The organism is Paenibacillus lentus (assembly GCF_042714055.1).
In the GTDB taxonomy this organism is placed as follows: domain Bacteria; phylum Bacillota; class Bacilli; order Paenibacillales; family Paenibacillaceae; genus Fontibacillus; species Fontibacillus lentus_A.
Window position 1 is genome coordinate 277,389 of the sequence record NZ_JBHGVC010000003.1, and the last position, 14,227, is coordinate 291,615.

General features: G+C 45.9%; 20 protein-coding genes and 3 tRNA genes. 14 read left to right on the forward strand and 9 right to left on the reverse strand.

Going from position 1 to position 14,227, the window contains the following annotated elements; translation table 11 throughout:
• Nucleotides 1–62 precede the first annotated feature (62 nt).
• The 5 genes from ACE3MQ_RS07985 to ACE3MQ_RS08005 all read left to right on the forward strand — a co-directional run bounded on the left by ACE3MQ_RS07985 (nucleotide 63) and on the right by ACE3MQ_RS08005 (nucleotide 1,771).
• Complete coding sequence (locus ACE3MQ_RS07985; RefSeq protein ID WP_019636196.1) at nucleotides 63–227, forward strand: hypothetical protein; 165 nt, start codon at nucleotides 63–65, stop codon at nucleotides 225–227.
• A gap of 67 nt (nucleotides 228–294) precedes the next feature.
• Nucleotides 295–368, forward strand: a tRNA-Met gene (locus ACE3MQ_RS07990).
• Nucleotides 369–388: 20 nt separating this feature from the next.
• Nucleotides 389–462, forward strand: a tRNA-Ile gene (locus ACE3MQ_RS07995).
• Nucleotides 463–863: 401 nt separating this feature from the next.
• Entirely contained in the window at nucleotides 864–1,187 is a 324-nt protein-coding gene (locus ACE3MQ_RS08000) for a hypothetical protein (RefSeq protein WP_379392084.1), read from the forward strand.
• A 395-nt stretch (nucleotides 1,188–1,582) separates the two neighbouring features.
• A complete protein-coding gene (locus tag ACE3MQ_RS08005) occupies nucleotides 1,583–1,771 on the forward strand; it encodes a topoisomerase DNA-binding C4 zinc finger domain-containing protein (protein ID WP_379392085.1) in 189 nt (62 codons plus the stop codon).
• A gap of 114 nt (nucleotides 1,772–1,885) precedes the next feature.
• Here the strand turns inward: ACE3MQ_RS08005 and ACE3MQ_RS08010 are convergent, their stop codons facing one another.
• From ACE3MQ_RS08010 to ACE3MQ_RS08020, 3 genes are all read right to left on the reverse strand, one after another.
• On the reverse strand, nucleotides 1,886–2,110 hold the full coding sequence (locus ACE3MQ_RS08010; protein ID WP_379392086.1) for a DUF6199 family natural product biosynthesis protein: 225 nt from the start codon (nucleotides 2,108–2,110) through the stop codon (nucleotides 1,886–1,888).
• A gap of 325 nt (nucleotides 2,111–2,435) precedes the next feature.
• The gene (locus ACE3MQ_RS08015) at nucleotides 2,436–2,732 is read right to left on the reverse strand and encodes a phosphatidylinositol kinase (RefSeq protein WP_379392087.1); all 297 of its coding nucleotides are present in this window, start codon (nucleotides 2,730–2,732) and stop codon (nucleotides 2,436–2,438) included.
• Nucleotides 2,733–2,942: 210 nt separating this feature from the next.
• Nucleotides 2,943–3,143 carry a DUF6199 family natural product biosynthesis protein gene (locus ACE3MQ_RS08020; protein ID WP_379392088.1) on the reverse strand — a complete coding sequence of 67 codons (201 nt, stop codon included), beginning with the start codon at nucleotides 3,141–3,143 and terminating at the stop codon, nucleotides 2,943–2,945.
• Nucleotides 3,144–3,271: 128 nt separating this feature from the next.
• Between ACE3MQ_RS08020 and ACE3MQ_RS08025 the strand changes: the two genes are divergently transcribed.
• A complete protein-coding gene (locus tag ACE3MQ_RS08025) occupies nucleotides 3,272–3,742 on the forward strand; it encodes an ASCH domain-containing protein (RefSeq protein WP_379392089.1) in 471 nt (156 codons plus the stop codon).
• 195 nt (nucleotides 3,743–3,937) lie between these two features.
• On the opposite strand, the gene ACE3MQ_RS08030 is transcribed toward ACE3MQ_RS08025, so the two are convergent.
• Complete coding sequence (locus tag ACE3MQ_RS08030) at nucleotides 3,938–4,498, reverse strand: 5' nucleotidase, NT5C type (RefSeq protein ID WP_379392090.1); 561 nt, start codon at nucleotides 4,496–4,498, stop codon at nucleotides 3,938–3,940.
• Between the two features lie 90 nt (nucleotides 4,499–4,588).
• On the opposite strand from ACE3MQ_RS08030, the gene ACE3MQ_RS08035 reads away from it, so the two are divergent.
• Complete coding sequence (locus tag ACE3MQ_RS08035; protein ID WP_379392091.1) at nucleotides 4,589–4,780, forward strand: hypothetical protein; 192 nt, start codon at nucleotides 4,589–4,591, stop codon at nucleotides 4,778–4,780.
• A gap of 28 nt (nucleotides 4,781–4,808) precedes the next feature.
• Here ACE3MQ_RS08035 and ACE3MQ_RS08040 read toward each other — a convergent pair whose 3' ends face one another.
• From ACE3MQ_RS08040 to ACE3MQ_RS08050, 3 genes are all read right to left on the reverse strand, one after another.
• Nucleotides 4,809–4,973 carry a hypothetical protein gene (locus ACE3MQ_RS08040; protein WP_379392092.1) on the reverse strand — a complete coding sequence of 55 codons (165 nt, stop codon included), beginning with the start codon at nucleotides 4,971–4,973 and terminating at the stop codon, nucleotides 4,809–4,811.
• Nucleotides 4,974–5,030: 57 nt separating this feature from the next.
• Nucleotides 5,031–5,252, reverse strand: a complete 222-nt coding sequence (locus tag ACE3MQ_RS08045) for a DUF2905 domain-containing protein (RefSeq protein ID WP_379392093.1) — start codon at nucleotides 5,250–5,252, stop codon at nucleotides 5,031–5,033.
• Nucleotides 5,253–5,336: 84 nt separating this feature from the next.
• Entirely contained in the window at nucleotides 5,337–5,486 is a 150-nt protein-coding gene (locus ACE3MQ_RS08050) for a hypothetical protein (protein WP_379392094.1), read from the reverse strand.
• Nucleotides 5,487–5,785: 299 nt separating this feature from the next.
• Here ACE3MQ_RS08050 and ACE3MQ_RS08055 point away from each other — a divergent pair.
• From ACE3MQ_RS08055 to ACE3MQ_RS08080, 6 genes are all read left to right on the forward strand, one after another.
• Nucleotides 5,786–5,871 (forward strand) — tRNA-Leu (locus tag ACE3MQ_RS08055).
• 219 nt (nucleotides 5,872–6,090) lie between these two features.
• Complete coding sequence (locus tag ACE3MQ_RS08060; RefSeq protein WP_379392465.1) at nucleotides 6,091–6,765, forward strand: uracil-DNA glycosylase; 675 nt, start codon at nucleotides 6,091–6,093, stop codon at nucleotides 6,763–6,765.
• 127 nt (nucleotides 6,766–6,892) lie between these two features.
• The gene (locus ACE3MQ_RS08065; protein WP_379392095.1) at nucleotides 6,893–9,124 is read left to right on the forward strand and encodes a hypothetical protein; all 2,232 of its coding nucleotides are present in this window, start codon (nucleotides 6,893–6,895) and stop codon (nucleotides 9,122–9,124) included.
• 215 nt (nucleotides 9,125–9,339) lie between these two features.
• Complete coding sequence (locus ACE3MQ_RS08070; protein ID WP_379392096.1) at nucleotides 9,340–10,242, forward strand: ComEC/Rec2 family competence protein; 903 nt, start codon at nucleotides 9,340–9,342, stop codon at nucleotides 10,240–10,242.
• A gap of 8 nt (nucleotides 10,243–10,250) precedes the next feature.
• Complete coding sequence (locus ACE3MQ_RS08075; RefSeq protein WP_379392097.1) at nucleotides 10,251–10,463, forward strand: DUF3006 domain-containing protein; 213 nt, start codon at nucleotides 10,251–10,253, stop codon at nucleotides 10,461–10,463.
• Nucleotides 10,464–10,488: 25 nt separating this feature from the next.
• Nucleotides 10,489–11,010 carry a DinB family protein gene (locus ACE3MQ_RS08080; RefSeq protein ID WP_379392098.1) on the forward strand — a complete coding sequence of 174 codons (522 nt, stop codon included), beginning with the start codon at nucleotides 10,489–10,491 and terminating at the stop codon, nucleotides 11,008–11,010.
• A gap of 121 nt (nucleotides 11,011–11,131) precedes the next feature.
• Here ACE3MQ_RS08080 and manA read toward each other — a convergent pair whose 3' ends face one another.
• Nucleotides 11,132–12,079 carry a mannose-6-phosphate isomerase, class I gene (manA, locus tag ACE3MQ_RS08085; protein ID WP_379392099.1) on the reverse strand — a complete coding sequence of 316 codons (948 nt, stop codon included), beginning with the start codon at nucleotides 12,077–12,079 and terminating at the stop codon, nucleotides 11,132–11,134.
• A 32-nt stretch (nucleotides 12,080–12,111) separates the two neighbouring features.
• Nucleotides 12,112–13,026, reverse strand: coding sequence for an ROK family protein (locus tag ACE3MQ_RS08090; protein ID WP_379392466.1), 915 nt, complete (start codon nucleotides 13,024–13,026; stop codon nucleotides 12,112–12,114).
• Between the two features lie 116 nt (nucleotides 13,027–13,142).
• Here ACE3MQ_RS08090 and ACE3MQ_RS08095 point away from each other — a divergent pair, with 116 nt between their 5' ends.
• Entirely contained in the window at nucleotides 13,143–14,216 is a 1,074-nt protein-coding gene (locus tag ACE3MQ_RS08095; protein ID WP_379392100.1) for a LacI family DNA-binding transcriptional regulator, read from the forward strand.
• The last annotated feature ends 11 nt before the right edge of the window (nucleotides 14,217–14,227 follow it).

The following is a 14,227-nucleotide window of genomic DNA, read 5'->3' on the forward strand; positions in this document are numbered from 1 at the left end:
AGTTGGGCATTCTATAGTTGTAATGGTTCATCCACAAAATGATTGAAGGGCAGGAAAGTAAGATGAGATGGGTATATTTCAATAAATTGTACAGAACAAAATTTCAAGCAGGCTGCCTGGCGAAGAGGCTTGTTCAGGATGGCTGGATTTACGGTTTCGATGAAATGAGGGAGGTGGAAATATTTCGTTCGCGCAAGGGAAAATATGGCGTTCGTTTTATTCCGTAAATTTTAAGCAAACACTTGACGTACTATGTGGTTATCGTGTATATTATTAGTTGTCGCTATTTACTGACGCGGGGTGGAGCAGCCCGGTAGCTCGTCGGGCTCATAACCCGAAGGCCGCAGGTTCAAATCCTGCCCCCGCAATTTATTGTCACCCCGTTCCCGGGCCCTTAGCTCAGTTGGTTAGAGCGGTCGGCTCATAACCGACTGGTCGGGGGTTCAAGTCCCTCAGGGCCCATAGTCTAGTAGAAACCCTTGCCGTGCAAGGGTTTTTTGCTGTTTATAGGGTTGGTTAGAATGGTAGATTTGCTCCCGTAATCATGACCGTGAACATCGGTTTGCTAACGCATTTGTTAACGGCAGCGATTTGGTTATAGCTTCTAGAGCCATTTCTGAAGACTTATTTAGTTCTGTTTTAATATGATAAAACTTTAAGCGCGCGTTCTTAACGATAAAGTCAATTCTTCTAGCTGGTTTGTTTAGATCTAATTTTAGAACTGTTGTAAAAAGAAATTGAGTTGGCGAACATACTGGATTAATGAAGGCCGACCGTTCAAAGTGTTGTGTACTCTATTGACACGAAGTTTAACATGGATTAATATGGTTATTATATAAAATATTTGAAAAGGATGGACTATTATGAAAAAAATTCTTCTATTAACCTTTATAGCAGCATCTTTATTAAGTGGTCTCGTTGTAAATAATACCCAGGCTCAGGAAGTAACGAGTGTAAACGTCATTGGCGCTCAAGAAGTTAAACGTCAAACGCTCTATGTTAAAGAAAATAGTACCACAAGTATAGGGGGGGATTTTTATACTTATGATCTGTACGATACTACTGGGGGGCCATGGAGTATAACCTCTGATGGGAAACTTACCAATCAAGGTGCAGGTTCCGCATACCTCGACTTATATCATGACGGTGAGATTGCTTTAAGATATTGGGTTAGAACCTATAAATAACTAGATGATACTGTTATATCTACCCACTGAGATTTCAGTGAGTCTTTTTCTTCTAAAAATAACATTTTTATATCAACTCACTAACAAACTTCCGTTCTTCCGCATAATCCAATTAAAAGGGCTAAAGAGGGTTGATTAAAGCGCACCCCAATGTGTGTCAGGATGGAACAAGCATGAAGATGACATCCTAGCTAAACGGAGTTAGCATAAATTTCAGTTTGACTGGCTCTTAAAAATTGTTAAAAATCCTATCATCCACGTCTTTTCTATTCCATTGAAGGAATTATGGGGCGTCTGAGGCGTGGGTTGTCACAAACAGCGATTACACCGCTGCAGCTGATGAATTGGCCAAATCCAATAAGGTTCGCCTAATCAATAGGGAAGCACTAATTGAAATGATTCTTGCTGTTAACCCGGGAACCGCGCCAGAACCCAAAGCGGTTATCGCTGCAATACCAGTTAATGATATGACTTGCCTTAGATGTGGCAATAAAATGGTACCCCGGACAAGTGCTAAGGGTAACTTTTACGGATGCAGCAGCTTTCCTAAATGTCGATACATAAAGAAAAATCAGATAGGATAATGAAATAGTGAGGAATTTAGAGATTTCAACAGGTATGAAATTTATCTTTCATAGATGTTATTATGGTCAAAACTTTAATGTAGGATCACATAACTCCAAAGGCCTGGGACGCCTTCAAAGCAAATTAAGGATGCCGCCAATCAATAAGAGTGAGCCAAGCATGATGGCAACTATTCCGCCAAGCTTTGCGAAGTCGATGTAGATGTCGCTTGGTTCAGACTCGCCTTTAACTTTCCAGCCCTCGTTCATGCGCCATCCAAAGGTTGGTTTAAGAAAAGAGAATATACCCAGTGTAATTATACCAAGCCCCATAATAATGAGTGAAATGGCAAAGGACATCGAAATCCTCCTCCTTTATTTTATAGTCACGATTGTTCAGTAATTAAGAATAGAACCGCCTGTAAGGAGAACTAATAGGCCGATAAAAACAGCAATCCCGCCGCCTATTCTCGACATTGCAATAAAAGCTTCGCTTGGTTCGGAATCCAAAAATTATCATCGAGATCAACTCCTAACTATAAAATACGTTAAGCGATCTGAATTGTTTCAATCACATATGTAAAGAACCGCTGCCTGAGATGACAGCGGAGCAGAGGGGGATGTTGTACAATAGATATTAAGATTGTTATATCCGCAGAATTTCAAGGCATCACGTATCCATTTATCAGATGAAGAAGGGGAGCAGAAACAAACTTCTAATGCCGAAGAAAGGAAAACGGCGATGGAAGAAACGGCGTCTAGGGAAAAAACCGGGGTGGAATCCGAATTGTCGATAGGTTGCTTCCTCGGCAGGTAGTCCATTTAAACGATCTACCATTTCATTTGTAGGAACAGCTAGGGTAACGTAGTTCTGGTCAACGTGAGCAATAAAACCGTCATATGCATGACCGTCAGCTGTTACGATCCCCACATATTTATTCATGCAATTCCAGCAGATTTGTTGATAATCATTTGCATTCATCGGCGTACCTCCTAAGTAAAAATGTATCTTGACATTAGTCTATGGACTACAACCTATAATGCTCACGGCGTTAGCCCATATGCCATTAATTATTTGTAGACCAAGCTTGGCTCAAAAAAGGAGTCCATTGTTGATACATTTTAGGAAGGCTAGCGGTTGTGGAGATTTGAATTCAAAGAATCCCAATAAGAGAATTCAGCTGAACCTTAGTCAGAAGAAGCTCGACCATAAATAGAACACGACAATTAATGCGATAATACTGGTGATTCTAGTCATTAGCAGATATGCATTGCTCGGTTCGACATTATTACCCTTAACCATCCAGCCGTACTGCATATACCAGCCGAACCGCGGAAATATGATGTTGAGAATCGCGAGCAGCACAAATATCAATAAAAAGAACCCCATCATACATCATCTCCTTATAACTATTTATACGTAGTATGGAGTTCCTCGTTCCAGGTGTTATAACCGGACATATAGGATAAACCTGTTACATAGGACGATTAGGAGGAGGCATATACAAGGAGAGGACAGAAATGAAAGCCATAACCATTATTCAGCCTTGGGCGACACTCATTGCTCTTGGTGAGAAGAGATTTGAAACACGCAGCTGGGCGACTAGACATCGTGGAGAAATCGCGATCCATGCAGGGAAGAAGCTCGATAAAAGGATTTGTCAGCAGGAACCTTTTCGCAGTGTGCTAGCTAAACACGGCTATACAGAGAATAATTTGCCGACAGGAGCTATTATTGCCATCGGGAATTTGCAAAGCTGCTATGTTATTTCCAGGCCCTACGGAGATGAGGAATCCGTATGGCTGGAAGGGGACGGTAAGCTGGTGGAGTGGGATAGGGTCAACCGAACGGCGCAAGAGAGGCTGGAATATATCTTCGGAGATTACCGCGATGGCCGTTATGCTTGGGAAATGACGGATGTTCAGAGATTGGAGGAGCCAGTTCCGGTAAAAGGAATGCAGGGTCTGTGGAACTGGAAAGACGTGAAGTGAAAAGGTTATTTTAAGCGAGATCTAATAAAAGCGGAGGCACCCATGAACAATGCCGAGTAAGCCATATGAATATTTAACTCGGCAAGCTTTAGGGTATCTTTAGGCTGATTAAAAAAGATTTTGTAACCGTAGTACAGAAAAATTAATACGCTTATTCCTAGGACATAATTCATGATTTTCTTAAACACGCAACAATCATTCCTTCTTGGACGCCAATATCTGATCGACTAAATCACTCATCCCTTTCCAGGAGTCCTTCAGTTGATATTGATGCTGTATATGCGCATTCCACGGGCGGGGGATCAGGATTGTTTCTTTTCCAGCTTTACTAGCGGCGATAATATTATGGGGGCCGTCATCAATCAACAGATCAAAGCCGACCAAATATTTGCGTTTCGCGACGAAAAAGTTCTCATAAGGTATAAAGGGAAGGTGCTTTTGCATCCAGTTCCATTTCTCTGGAACCGAAGCAGGGCGGGCTGCAGTAATGACAATCACATCGTATTTGGTGGTCATTTTGCGAATTTCTTCAATTGTATATTCATCAAAGATGTCCAGCTCCTCGTAAAGGCCGGGTCTGCCGAAGAAGGCCTCCTCTGTACATTCTGGATGCCAAATGCTGCTCAGGTCAAAGCTGGTGACCTGCTCCATCATCAGTTGAAGGCTTGGATATTGCGTATTATGATAATATAGTGCCTTAGGTATTAAATGACATATAGTATCGTCCATATCGATGGCCACAATTTTTTTCCTCATTATAATATGTTCTCCTAAGCTGTAAATGTAATTGATTTAATAATGATTGTAACGAACATCATGTCAGTTGGCAATCAAAGGGATAGGTTCATGAATGATGAAAACAAACGAGAAGGGGGAAAGGCGTTGAAGAATGAATTTTATGTTGGATGGGGAACGCTGGCTTTGATTAACGCGGGTTTGGCACAGGGAAAGAACAGAAGCGGACTGAATTGGTTCCTTCTTTCTTTATTGCTCGGGCCAATTGCGACCTTTATTCTTGTCATTTCTGAAAAAAGATAAGTGAGGAGGGGATTCCGGCAAAGGGAGGTCACTTTTTCTTTTTCTTCCGCATTAAATCATAAGAGATGCCTAGTGAAATCCCAATGGCGATTCCGATCGCGATGTTATCCATGGCTAGACCAATGCTAACACCAATAGCGACTCCTATAGCTAATCCGGTGCCAAGGTTTTGTTCCTTGTTCTCTTTGTTCATATGTTAGCCTCCTTAAGAGTCACCAATAGGGGGAGAAGGATGAGATAAGTGGCTTGCTTACTTCGTAAACCACCTGACGATATAGCCAATCAATGACAGCACGACGCTGATCAAAATGCAGGTCACGATAGGAAAATAAAATTTGACGTTGCCTTTATCAATTACAATATCGCCTGGCAAGCGGCCGAGATGGATGAATCTGCCGAGCACCGACCAGAGCAGGCCCACTATAATGAGGACGGCCCCGGCTACTATTAATATTTTCGGCATATTGTTCATAGGAGTTCTCCCTCCCTTATAACAAGTAAGAAAATTTGCTATTCGCAAGGAGGGGCGGTATGCCCCAACCCATCCTTTAAATCATCAATTTTCCACTGATTTTTCATAAGCGATTAAGGTAACTTCATTTCCGGTCGCTTCAACAATGGCAGCCTCGGCTTCTTTTATAATAGCGATGGCTTGCTCCTGATGATTGAGCGGCGCGATTTTGTAACGATCTGTTGAAATATCCATAACGCAGCCTCCTGTCAAAATATGATGCATCATATGTATTGTGTCCAGACATTTTCGGTTGATGTAAAATATTGAACCAGAAGGATGAGGATAATCCTACCACTAACCTACCAAAAAATACTGTAGTTGACTATATGCAGCGCTGCTTTCTTTTTGAATAAAATGATGCCGCACATAGTTGATGTACCGGATTGAATGCAAAGTTTATCAAAAGGACTTGAAACCCAATTGAATATCGTGTTATAATCAATAACGCAGGAATTTTTCTGGAATTGATTATGGCAGGCACATTTTTATGTGCCGGGGTGGCGGAATTGGCAGACGCACAGGACTTAAAATCCTGCGGTAGGTGACTACCGTACCGGTTCGATCCCGGTCCTCGGCATACATATTTACGAAAAACGCACGGCTCTCGCATAAGCGGGGCTGTGCGTTTTTTTTAGTAAAATTTCGTGCTCCGTAGGGTGCGAGCTAATATTTGCGTTACTAATCAATATGTTGAGTACTATTATAATCATTTATTTTAAAGTACACTCTACTAACCGTTGAACAACGTTTATAATATAGTAGAAGCTGGAAGGGGAGACACGACATGAAGATGGAGATATTCGGTAACGATTGGGATCAGGTGCTTGAGGCGGAGATGGACAAGCCGTATTTCCATGAGCTGATGAATTGGCTGGACGAGGAGTATAGAGAGCATGCGATTTTTCCGCCGCGTCCGGATTTGTTCCAGGCCTTGAAGCTGACGAGTTACAGCCAGACCAGGGCCGTAATTTTAGGGCAGGATCCTTATCATGGAGCAGGGCAGGCGCATGGGTTAAGCTTCTCTGTGCTGCCTGGCGTAAAGATTCCTCCATCGTTGCGCAATATTTATAAGGAGCTATCTAGCGATTTAGGGATTTCCATTCCCGCAGAGGGGACTTTGACATCCTGGGCCCAAGCAGGCGTACTGCTGCTGAATACAGTGTTGACCGTACGCGAGGGGCTTCCTGGCTCGCATCAGGGAAAAGGATGGGAGAAGTTTACCGACGCGGTTGTTGAGGCGCTGAACGAAAGAGAAGAGCCGGTTGTGTTCATCCTTTGGGGCAGCCATGCCCAGAAAAAAGGAGCCCGAATTAATACAGGGCGCCATCTTATCATAGAATCGGCCCATCCGAGTCCCTTGGCGGCGCGGCGAGGCTTTTTCGGAAGTCGCCCCTTCTCTAGGACGAATGCTTTTCTTGAGGCTCAAGGCGAGAGGCCGATCCATTGGGAGGCAATAAATGACCGACAATGATAGAGAAGTAGGACAAACGAATTATTTTTATGGAAAAAGGTTACGAAATTAATCCTAGATGACGATATAATTTCAATAGAGCTGGATTTGAATTCCGGCAAAAAGTGACAACAAAGGAGAGAAATGGATGATTCCAAATAGGAAAATGACGAAGTGGCTCCTCGCTATGGTGCTGCTCATTGCCGCTGTATTTCCAACTAGCGTCTTTGCCGCCTCCGGCGATGTCTTATCGATTGATATTGAAGGCTCCGGTGCAACGCTAGAAATGACGGTAGGCAAGGGAACAAAGCAATTAAAGGTATGGGCCACGGTCGAGGGCTCCTCAGTCAAGAAGGACATGACCCGGGCTGTTAGCTGGTCATCGGATCAGCCTGAAATCATTAAAGTAGATAACGGTCTTCTAACTCCGTTAAAAAGCGGAACCGCTACAATCACGGCTGTATATAACGATTCCGCGGTAGCTACGATTACGGTCAAAGCGGTGGATACGTACAAGGATTTAACTTTGCAGTACTCGCTAAAGGGTAAATATAAGCTGGGAACGAATGACAAGCATCTGAATGTCACAGCTCAGGCCGTCATCGCGAATACGGATGGTTCGCTGGCTGACGTGACTCAGGATGCCGATTGGTCTACTTCCAATACGTCAGTTCTAACGGTCAACAAAGGAAAAATTACGCTTGTCGGAGAAGGTAAAGCGACGATTACGGCCAAATACTCCGGCTTGACCGCCTCCTTTGAAGCAACTGTAACTTCTCCATACTCGGAATTGAATCTCGTGTATGCGAGCAACGAGGAGCAGGCTGAGGATATCGAGCTTGTTGTCGGCGATGATGAGCTGGCCATCAAGGCGAACTCCATCCTGGCGAGCGATCAGTCGACGCTGGACGTATCAGATAAGGCCGAATGGTCCACCTCGGATAAAGGCGTTGCTACAGTAGAAGGCGGTAAAATTAAAGCCGTCTCCGTAGGTAAAGCAACGATTACGGCCGAATATCTTGGAGCGAAAGGGCAAGTGGACGTTTATGTGCGTACACCGCATGAAGTCATTTTGCTTAACCCTTCATCCGATCAGGCCCTGTTCATCGGTGAGCGGCTGGAAGCCAAGGCTGAAGTCAGAAGCCGTGCAAATTCCACGGATGACGTAACTGCAGCAGCCGAATGGACGTCCTCTAACCCTCTGGCGGTTACGGTAGATCAAGGAGTGATTTCTCCTAAAGCGGTAGGTACATCTACAATTAAAGTTAGCTATTTGGGTATTAGCAAAAGCATAAAGGTAACGGTTCAACCGACAATTACGAAGCTCGAAGCATCAGACAAGACGGAGCTGGAATTGTTCAAGAATGAAACGCTTAGCGTTCCTAAGATAAAAGCCTCGAAGCTGGACGAGGAAGAAGTTGATTTCAGCAAGGAAGTCGTTTGGACTTCAAGCAATGAAGAAGTAGCTAAAATCGAGGATGGTAAAATTGTAGCGAAGGAAGCCGGAACGGTTACGATTACCGCGAAGCTGCCTGAATCCAAAGTAGCTGCCGATTCTGCTCTTGCGATTCGCAGCAGCTCCGTAGAAGTACAGGTAACTGTAAAAGAAAAGGTGCTCGCTCTTATTAGCCAAGAGGAAAAACTGAATCTTGTAGTCGGCGAGGAGAGTCCGTTCCCTAAAGTGGCAGTCGTATGGGAGAACGGGAATGAAGAGGAAGATATCGCAAGTGAGATTACATGGACAGTGTCCAACAGCAATGCGGTTATTAAAGATTCAGCTAGCGGCAAGACCATTAAAGGCCTGATCAAAGGCTCGGCGACTCTAAAAGGAACATACTCGAACAAGACGATCAGCATCCCGATTACGGTCGAGCAAAAAATTACGAAGGTAGTCGTAGAGCCGCTAAATATCGAGCTCAATTTAAAGAGAACCAAGGCTATTAAAGTGACCGGGTACTATTCGAACGGACAGAAAGTAACCTTGTCATCCAAAATGAATTGGCAGTCCTCCAATACGGCTGTAGCCACGATTAGCTCTACATCTGTTAAAGCGGTTGGGGAAGGCTCGGCAACATTGACCGGATCTTATCAAGGTCATAACGTTAGCGTCAATGTCAAGGTTGTACCTAAGCTGACCAAGCTGACTGTCGACGAGAAGAGATTTACGCTAGCTCCAGGAGCAAGCAAATCGGTCGTAGTGAAAGCCGAATATGATACAGGCAAGATAGACGTCGTAACCGGAAGCGCGGTATGGACTAGCTCCAAGCCATCTGTAGCGAAGGTAACCGCTGGAAAAATTGAAGCGGTGGGAAAAGGCACGACGTCGATCAAAGGAAAATTCGGCGGCAAGACTGTAACCGTATCTGTAACGGTAAAATAAAAGCAATCCTCATTCATCCCAATGATGCGTCCAAGCGTAGAGGCACTTCAGCGATTAACTGCTGAAGTGCTTTTGCATGAAATTAAAGTTATAGGTAACAAGCTGATGGTTGATTCCGACTAGATCATCTAATATAATAGGAGGAACAAATGTTCTAATTTATTCGTTGTCATGGCGCAAGGTTAGAGCAACAAGAAAAGGACAATGATATTTCAATGAAGAAACGTTATTCAAAATTTAGGTTTAGTGCAACAACCATTGTTATGAGTTTTTTGGCTCTGATGCTGATGCTGTCTGGCTGTACCCTGGAATGGGAGCTCGATAATCCGGCAGACTCAGGCAACAGCTCCATGATGAATTCGGATCGCCTGCGCGTCATTTTTCTCGATGTGGGCCAGGGGGCATCTCAATTGCTCATCAGTCCTTCCGGAAAGACGATGCTCATTGATGGGGGGAATAATGATCGGGAGCAGGCCATGCTCGATTATTTGAAGCAATACGGCGTTACCCATTTGGATATCGTGATAGGCACGCATCCGGATGCGGATCACATTGGCGGATTGGATCGGGTAATCGACCACATCGATGTCGGGGAAATTTATATGCCCAAGATTCAGGCGAATACGAAAACCTTTGAATCTTTGTTGCTGTCGATCAAGAATAAGGGACTGAAGGTCAAGACCGCAAAGGCGGGGCTTGTGCTCGACTGGGACGAGGACATCGAGGTGACGATGGTCGGCCCCCTCAAAGCCTCGGACAGCAAGAACAATATGAGTGCTGTAGTAAAAGTGGTCTATGGCAATACATCCTATCTGCTGACTGGCGATGCCGAGCGCGAGAGCGAGAGGGATATGGTCGAATCGGGCGCGGATTTGCGGGCAGATGTGCTGCTGATCGGACATCATGGTTCCAAGTCATCCTCCACGTTAAGCTTTCTGAAGGAGGTTGCCCCGCAATACGGGGTAATTCAGGTCGGGGACAATAGTTATGGACATCCTACTTCGACCGTATTGGATCGACTTCGCAAGCAGGGGATTGAGGTATATCGCAATGACCTGCATGGCACCGTGGAAATTGCTTCGGATGGATATACATACCAAATCACGACCGAAAGGTGAGTGGCATAGTGGTAGGGATCATTGAAGGCTTTGAGGGCGAATATTGTATTATTGAGGTAGACGGCAAGACGAGGGACGTGCCTCGCAGGCTGGTGAACCCCGGAGCCAAGAGGGGGGACGTCGTAGAATGGGACGGAAGCCAGTGGAATACGAACATTCGGCAGACGAAGGAACGAAGCGAGTATATGAAGTCTTTGATGGATGACGTATGGGACGATTAAAAGATGTATGTTTGGGGGATAAGTTATGACGTTGTCGAAACCACAGCCAGGAGAATATCCAGCATACTTCGGGGAGTATATTCGTGAAGTGCCAGAGGGTCAGTTGTTATCCTTGCTCGAGCTTCAGCCTGAAGAGGCTATGCTTAAGCTGGGGACTCTTTCGGAGGAAGCTGGTAATTACCGATATGCGGATGGCAAATGGAGCCTGAAGGAAGTACTGGGACATGTAACGGATACGGAGCGCGTGATGAGTTATCGGCTGCTGCGGATCGCCAGAGGGGATCAAACACCGCTTCCAGGCTTCGAGGAGGAGCTGTTCGTTAGCCATGCGAATTTTGATCGGCTGTCGATATTGCAGCTGCTGAAGGACTTCTCGACGGTTAGGAAATCCACCTTATCGCTTATTCAGCAATTGGATGATGAAGCCTGGCTGAGAACGGGTACCGCTAGCGGCGAATCTATTTCTAGTAGGGCCTTGGCTTATCTTATAGCTGGTCATGCGATTCACCATTTGCGAATCATTCGTGAACGCTATTTGCACAATTAAGGCGAGTGTTTAAATTGGACGAATGAATGATGACTATTGGAGTTTTTTTGCGAAAAACGGGCTGTCTCCCAATCAGATGCTTCTGAGCGGGGACAGCCCGTATTTTTATTTCCGCTTTATGTTATTCCGAGGCAACGATTAATTTCATTGATCCGCTAAGTGCGTAAGGGCCAAAGGAGACAGGAAGAATGAAATGATCTCCTTTGTTCAACGGGTGCTTATGGCCGCCGATGGTTAATTGGCCTTGGCCTTCGATAACGCTGCATATCGTGTACTTGCTGCTGGCTTCAAGGTTGGCAGTGCCATCGACATCCCATTTTTGCACGGTGAAAAAGTCATTGGATACAAAGGAGGTTACAGTTATTCCTTCTCTTGTATGGGTATCAAACGTCTCCTTCTTGTACGACTGCGGAATTGTGGTGACGTCAATCGCTTTTTCCAAATGAAGCTCACGGGTATGGCCGTCCTTGTCTTTTCGCTCATAATCGTAGACGCGATAGGTTGTGTCGGAGCTTTGCTGCGTCTCAAGTACGACAATTCCTTTCCCCAGCGCATGAATCGTACCGCTAGGCACGTAGAAGAAATCGCCTGGCTGAACGGGAACCTTGGTCAGCAGGCCATCCCAATTTCCTGCCTCAATCCACTGTATGAGCTGCTCTTTGGATTTGGCTTCATGACCGTAAATGATTTCTGCACCCGGCTCCGCATCAACGATATACCAGCATTCGGTCTTGCCTAGTTCGCCGTTCTCATGCTCTCCTGCATACCTGTCATCCGGGTGAACCTGTACGGATAAATCGTCAGAAGCATCTAGAATTTTAGTGAGCAGCGGGAAAACCGGAGAATCGGATTGGAACAACTCCTGGTGGGAGGTCCATAGCTCTCCCAGAGTCAGACCTTGATAAGATCCGTTCTTAACAACGCTTTGTCCGTTCGGATGCGCAGAGACCGCCCAGCATTCTCCGGTCTTCGCATTAGGGATATCATAGCCGAACAGCTCGGCCAGCTTGCTTCCCCCCCAAATACGCTCTTGAAATACAGGCGTTAAAAAAATTGGCTGTTGGTTCATATAGGTAACTTCCTTTCTATCTTCGATTGGGATTAATATTTCATATGGATCAGGGCAGCAGCACCGATCAGGCCCGCATCCTGATTCAATGCAGCGGGAACGATCGGGGTGCTTTGCCCGGACGGATTCAAGGCGCAATTCCGCACATAGTCCTGTACGGCGCTAAACAAGGGGGCGCCTACCTGCGATACACCGCCGCCAATGACCACTTTCTCCGGATCGAAGGTGTTGATCAGCGTGACGCAGCCAATGCCGATGTAACGGAATACTTGTTCGACGAGCTTCTTCATGTCCGCATGTCCTTTCTGGGCCAGCTCGAACACCTCCTTGGAGCTGACATCTCTGCCGAGAAGTCTGGAAGCTTGTCTAGCGATAGCCGTACCGGAAGCGATAAATTCCCAGCAGCCTTGTTGGCCGCATACACAGTCTCCGGCGGAAGGGTCGATAACCAGGTGTCCAACATCTCCGGCATTCCCCGTCGAGCCCGTAATCAGCTTCCCATGAGAGAATATTCCTGCTCCAATGCCCGTGCTGATTGTAATAAAGATGAAATGCTCAGCGTCCTGGGCGGCTCCTTGCCATTTCTCCGCAAGGGCAGCGGCCGTCGCATCGTTCTCGAACGTAATCGGCTGCTCGAAGTGTCTTCTTAAAGAAGCGATCAAGGGAAAATTGTGCCAGGCCGTCATATTTGGAGGCTTGACGATATGGCCTGTTTTCGTATTCAAAGGACCGGGTGCTCCGACCCCGATACCGGCAATTTGAGCTTCAGTCAGGCTTTGTTCCGCAAGCAATTGCTTGGCTGCAGCGGCGATGCGGCTTACCATCTCATTCGGGTCAATCGATAGGTCTGTAGGCAGCGACGTCTTGGTACGTACTATCCCATGCGAGTCTACTATCCCGATGGCTGTTTTAGTACCGCCGATATCGATGCCTATCGCGTATTTCACTTCCAAGTCGAATACCTCCTGTATTCCAGCAATGATAACTTTACAAACTTGACAATTTTATAATTTGTAAAGTATATTTAGGCTAAGTTTATCATGTTTTGAGAGGATTGAAAAGAATGGCTCGGAGAAAGAAAATATCCATGCAGGATATTGCCGATCAGCTGGAAATTTCTAAAAATGCTGTATCGCTTGCTCTCACCAACAAGAAGGGAGTCAGCGACGAACTGCGCAGCCGCATTATCCATACGGCCAAGGAAATGGGGTATGGGCCTTATGCGATTAGCGAGAACGGCAATTCTAACATTCTCGTGCTCGTCCCGGAACGAATTATGAGTTATCAGGACAATGATCATTTTCAATTTTATCATGACATGATTTGGGGACTGGAGAAAAGCATTCGAAGCAAAGGTTTCAATGCCGTCATTGCTCCGGTTGACCGTGAATCTGAGCAGCGGCTTCAGCTGCCTCGCCTGTTCATGGATATTTCTTATCGAGGTGTTATATTGTTTGGAATTACGCGTCCTGAATATGCACGTCTTGTCTGGGAGCAGGATGTTCGGCTTGTCATGATGGATTCATATTATCGGGATCTGCCCTGCCCGGTCGTAACCTCGGCTAATATGGAGGGAGCATATGAGGCGGTGTCTTATCTTATTAAATGCGGGCACGAGGAAATCGGATTTATCGGCCCTGTCAATTTGACGACAAGCCACGAGGAGCGCTGGTTAGGATACTGGAAGGCGATGCAAAGCGGCAGGCTGAAAATAAGAGCGGAGCATTGTTTGACGTCATCAGAAGGCTATGATGATACTGCTGAGGAGATATCGTCCTTTTTGTCCGGCTTATCCGAGCTTCCCAGTGCTTTTTTCTGCGGCAATGACCGTATTGCCTATATTCTAACGGAACTGCTGCATGAGCGGAATATCGCTGTACCTGAGGATGTATCGATTGCCGGATATGATGATCTCCATTATGACAGCAGCTCGGGTGTGCATATGACGACGATGCGTGTTGAGAAGGAGAGGATGTGTGATGCTGCAGCTACCTTGCTTCTATCCCTGGATGAGCCATCCCGGGAAGCGATTCGTTGGAGTGTGGCTCCATCGCTGATCGTCCGCCAATCGGTACAGAGTAGTACAGATAAGGGGGCGGAAGCTGGGAAACGGGCAAAGCAGGTAGAACGCCAATAAACCTCGGCAGC

Excerpts from the sequence above, each read along its gene's own strand:
- ACE3MQ_RS08065 (WP_379392095.1), top strand. The coding sequence starts at position 6,893 with ATGATTCCAAATAGGAAAATGACGAAGTGGCTCCTCGCTATGGTGCTG.
- ACE3MQ_RS08035 (WP_379392091.1), top strand. The coding sequence starts at position 4,589 with ATGAATGATGAAAACAAACGAGAAGGGGGAAAGGCGTTGAAGAATGAA.
- ACE3MQ_RS08095 (WP_379392100.1), top strand. The coding sequence starts at position 13,143 with ATGGCTCGGAGAAAGAAAATATCCATGCAGGATATTGCCGATCAGCTG.
- ACE3MQ_RS08000 (WP_379392084.1), top strand. The coding sequence starts at position 864 with ATGAAAAAAATTCTTCTATTAACCTTTATAGCAGCATCTTTATTAAGT.
- ACE3MQ_RS07985 (WP_019636196.1), top strand. The coding sequence starts at position 63 with ATGAGATGGGTATATTTCAATAAATTGTACAGAACAAAATTTCAAGCA.
- ACE3MQ_RS08045 (WP_379392093.1), bottom strand. The coding sequence starts at position 5,252 with ATGAACAATATGCCGAAAATATTAATAGTAGCCGGGGCCGTCCTCATT.
- ACE3MQ_RS08010 (WP_379392086.1), bottom strand. The coding sequence starts at position 2,110 with ATGTCCTTTGCCATTTCACTCATTATTATGGGGCTTGGTATAATTACA.
- ACE3MQ_RS08080 (WP_379392098.1), top strand. The coding sequence starts at position 10,489 with ATGACGTTGTCGAAACCACAGCCAGGAGAATATCCAGCATACTTCGGG.
- ACE3MQ_RS08015 (WP_379392087.1), bottom strand. The coding sequence starts at position 2,732 with ATGAATGCAAATGATTATCAACAAATCTGCTGGAATTGCATGAATAAA.
- ACE3MQ_RS08020 (WP_379392088.1), bottom strand. The coding sequence starts at position 3,143 with ATGATGGGGTTCTTTTTATTGATATTTGTGCTGCTCGCGATTCTCAAC.
- manA (WP_379392099.1), bottom strand. The coding sequence starts at position 12,079 with ATGAACCAACAGCCAATTTTTTTAACGCCTGTATTTCAAGAGCGTATT.
- ACE3MQ_RS08005 (WP_379392085.1), top strand. The coding sequence starts at position 1,583 with ATGATTCTTGCTGTTAACCCGGGAACCGCGCCAGAACCCAAAGCGGTT.
- ACE3MQ_RS08030 (WP_379392090.1), bottom strand. The coding sequence starts at position 4,498 with ATGAGGAAAAAAATTGTGGCCATCGATATGGACGATACTATATGTCAT.
- ACE3MQ_RS08040 (WP_379392092.1), bottom strand. The coding sequence starts at position 4,973 with ATGAACAAAGAGAACAAGGAACAAAACCTTGGCACCGGATTAGCTATA.
- ACE3MQ_RS08050 (WP_379392094.1), bottom strand. The coding sequence starts at position 5,486 with ATGGATATTTCAACAGATCGTTACAAAATCGCGCCGCTCAATCATCAG.
- ACE3MQ_RS08025 (WP_379392089.1), top strand. The coding sequence starts at position 3,272 with ATGAAAGCCATAACCATTATTCAGCCTTGGGCGACACTCATTGCTCTT.
- ACE3MQ_RS08070 (WP_379392096.1), top strand. The coding sequence starts at position 9,340 with ATGAAGAAACGTTATTCAAAATTTAGGTTTAGTGCAACAACCATTGTT.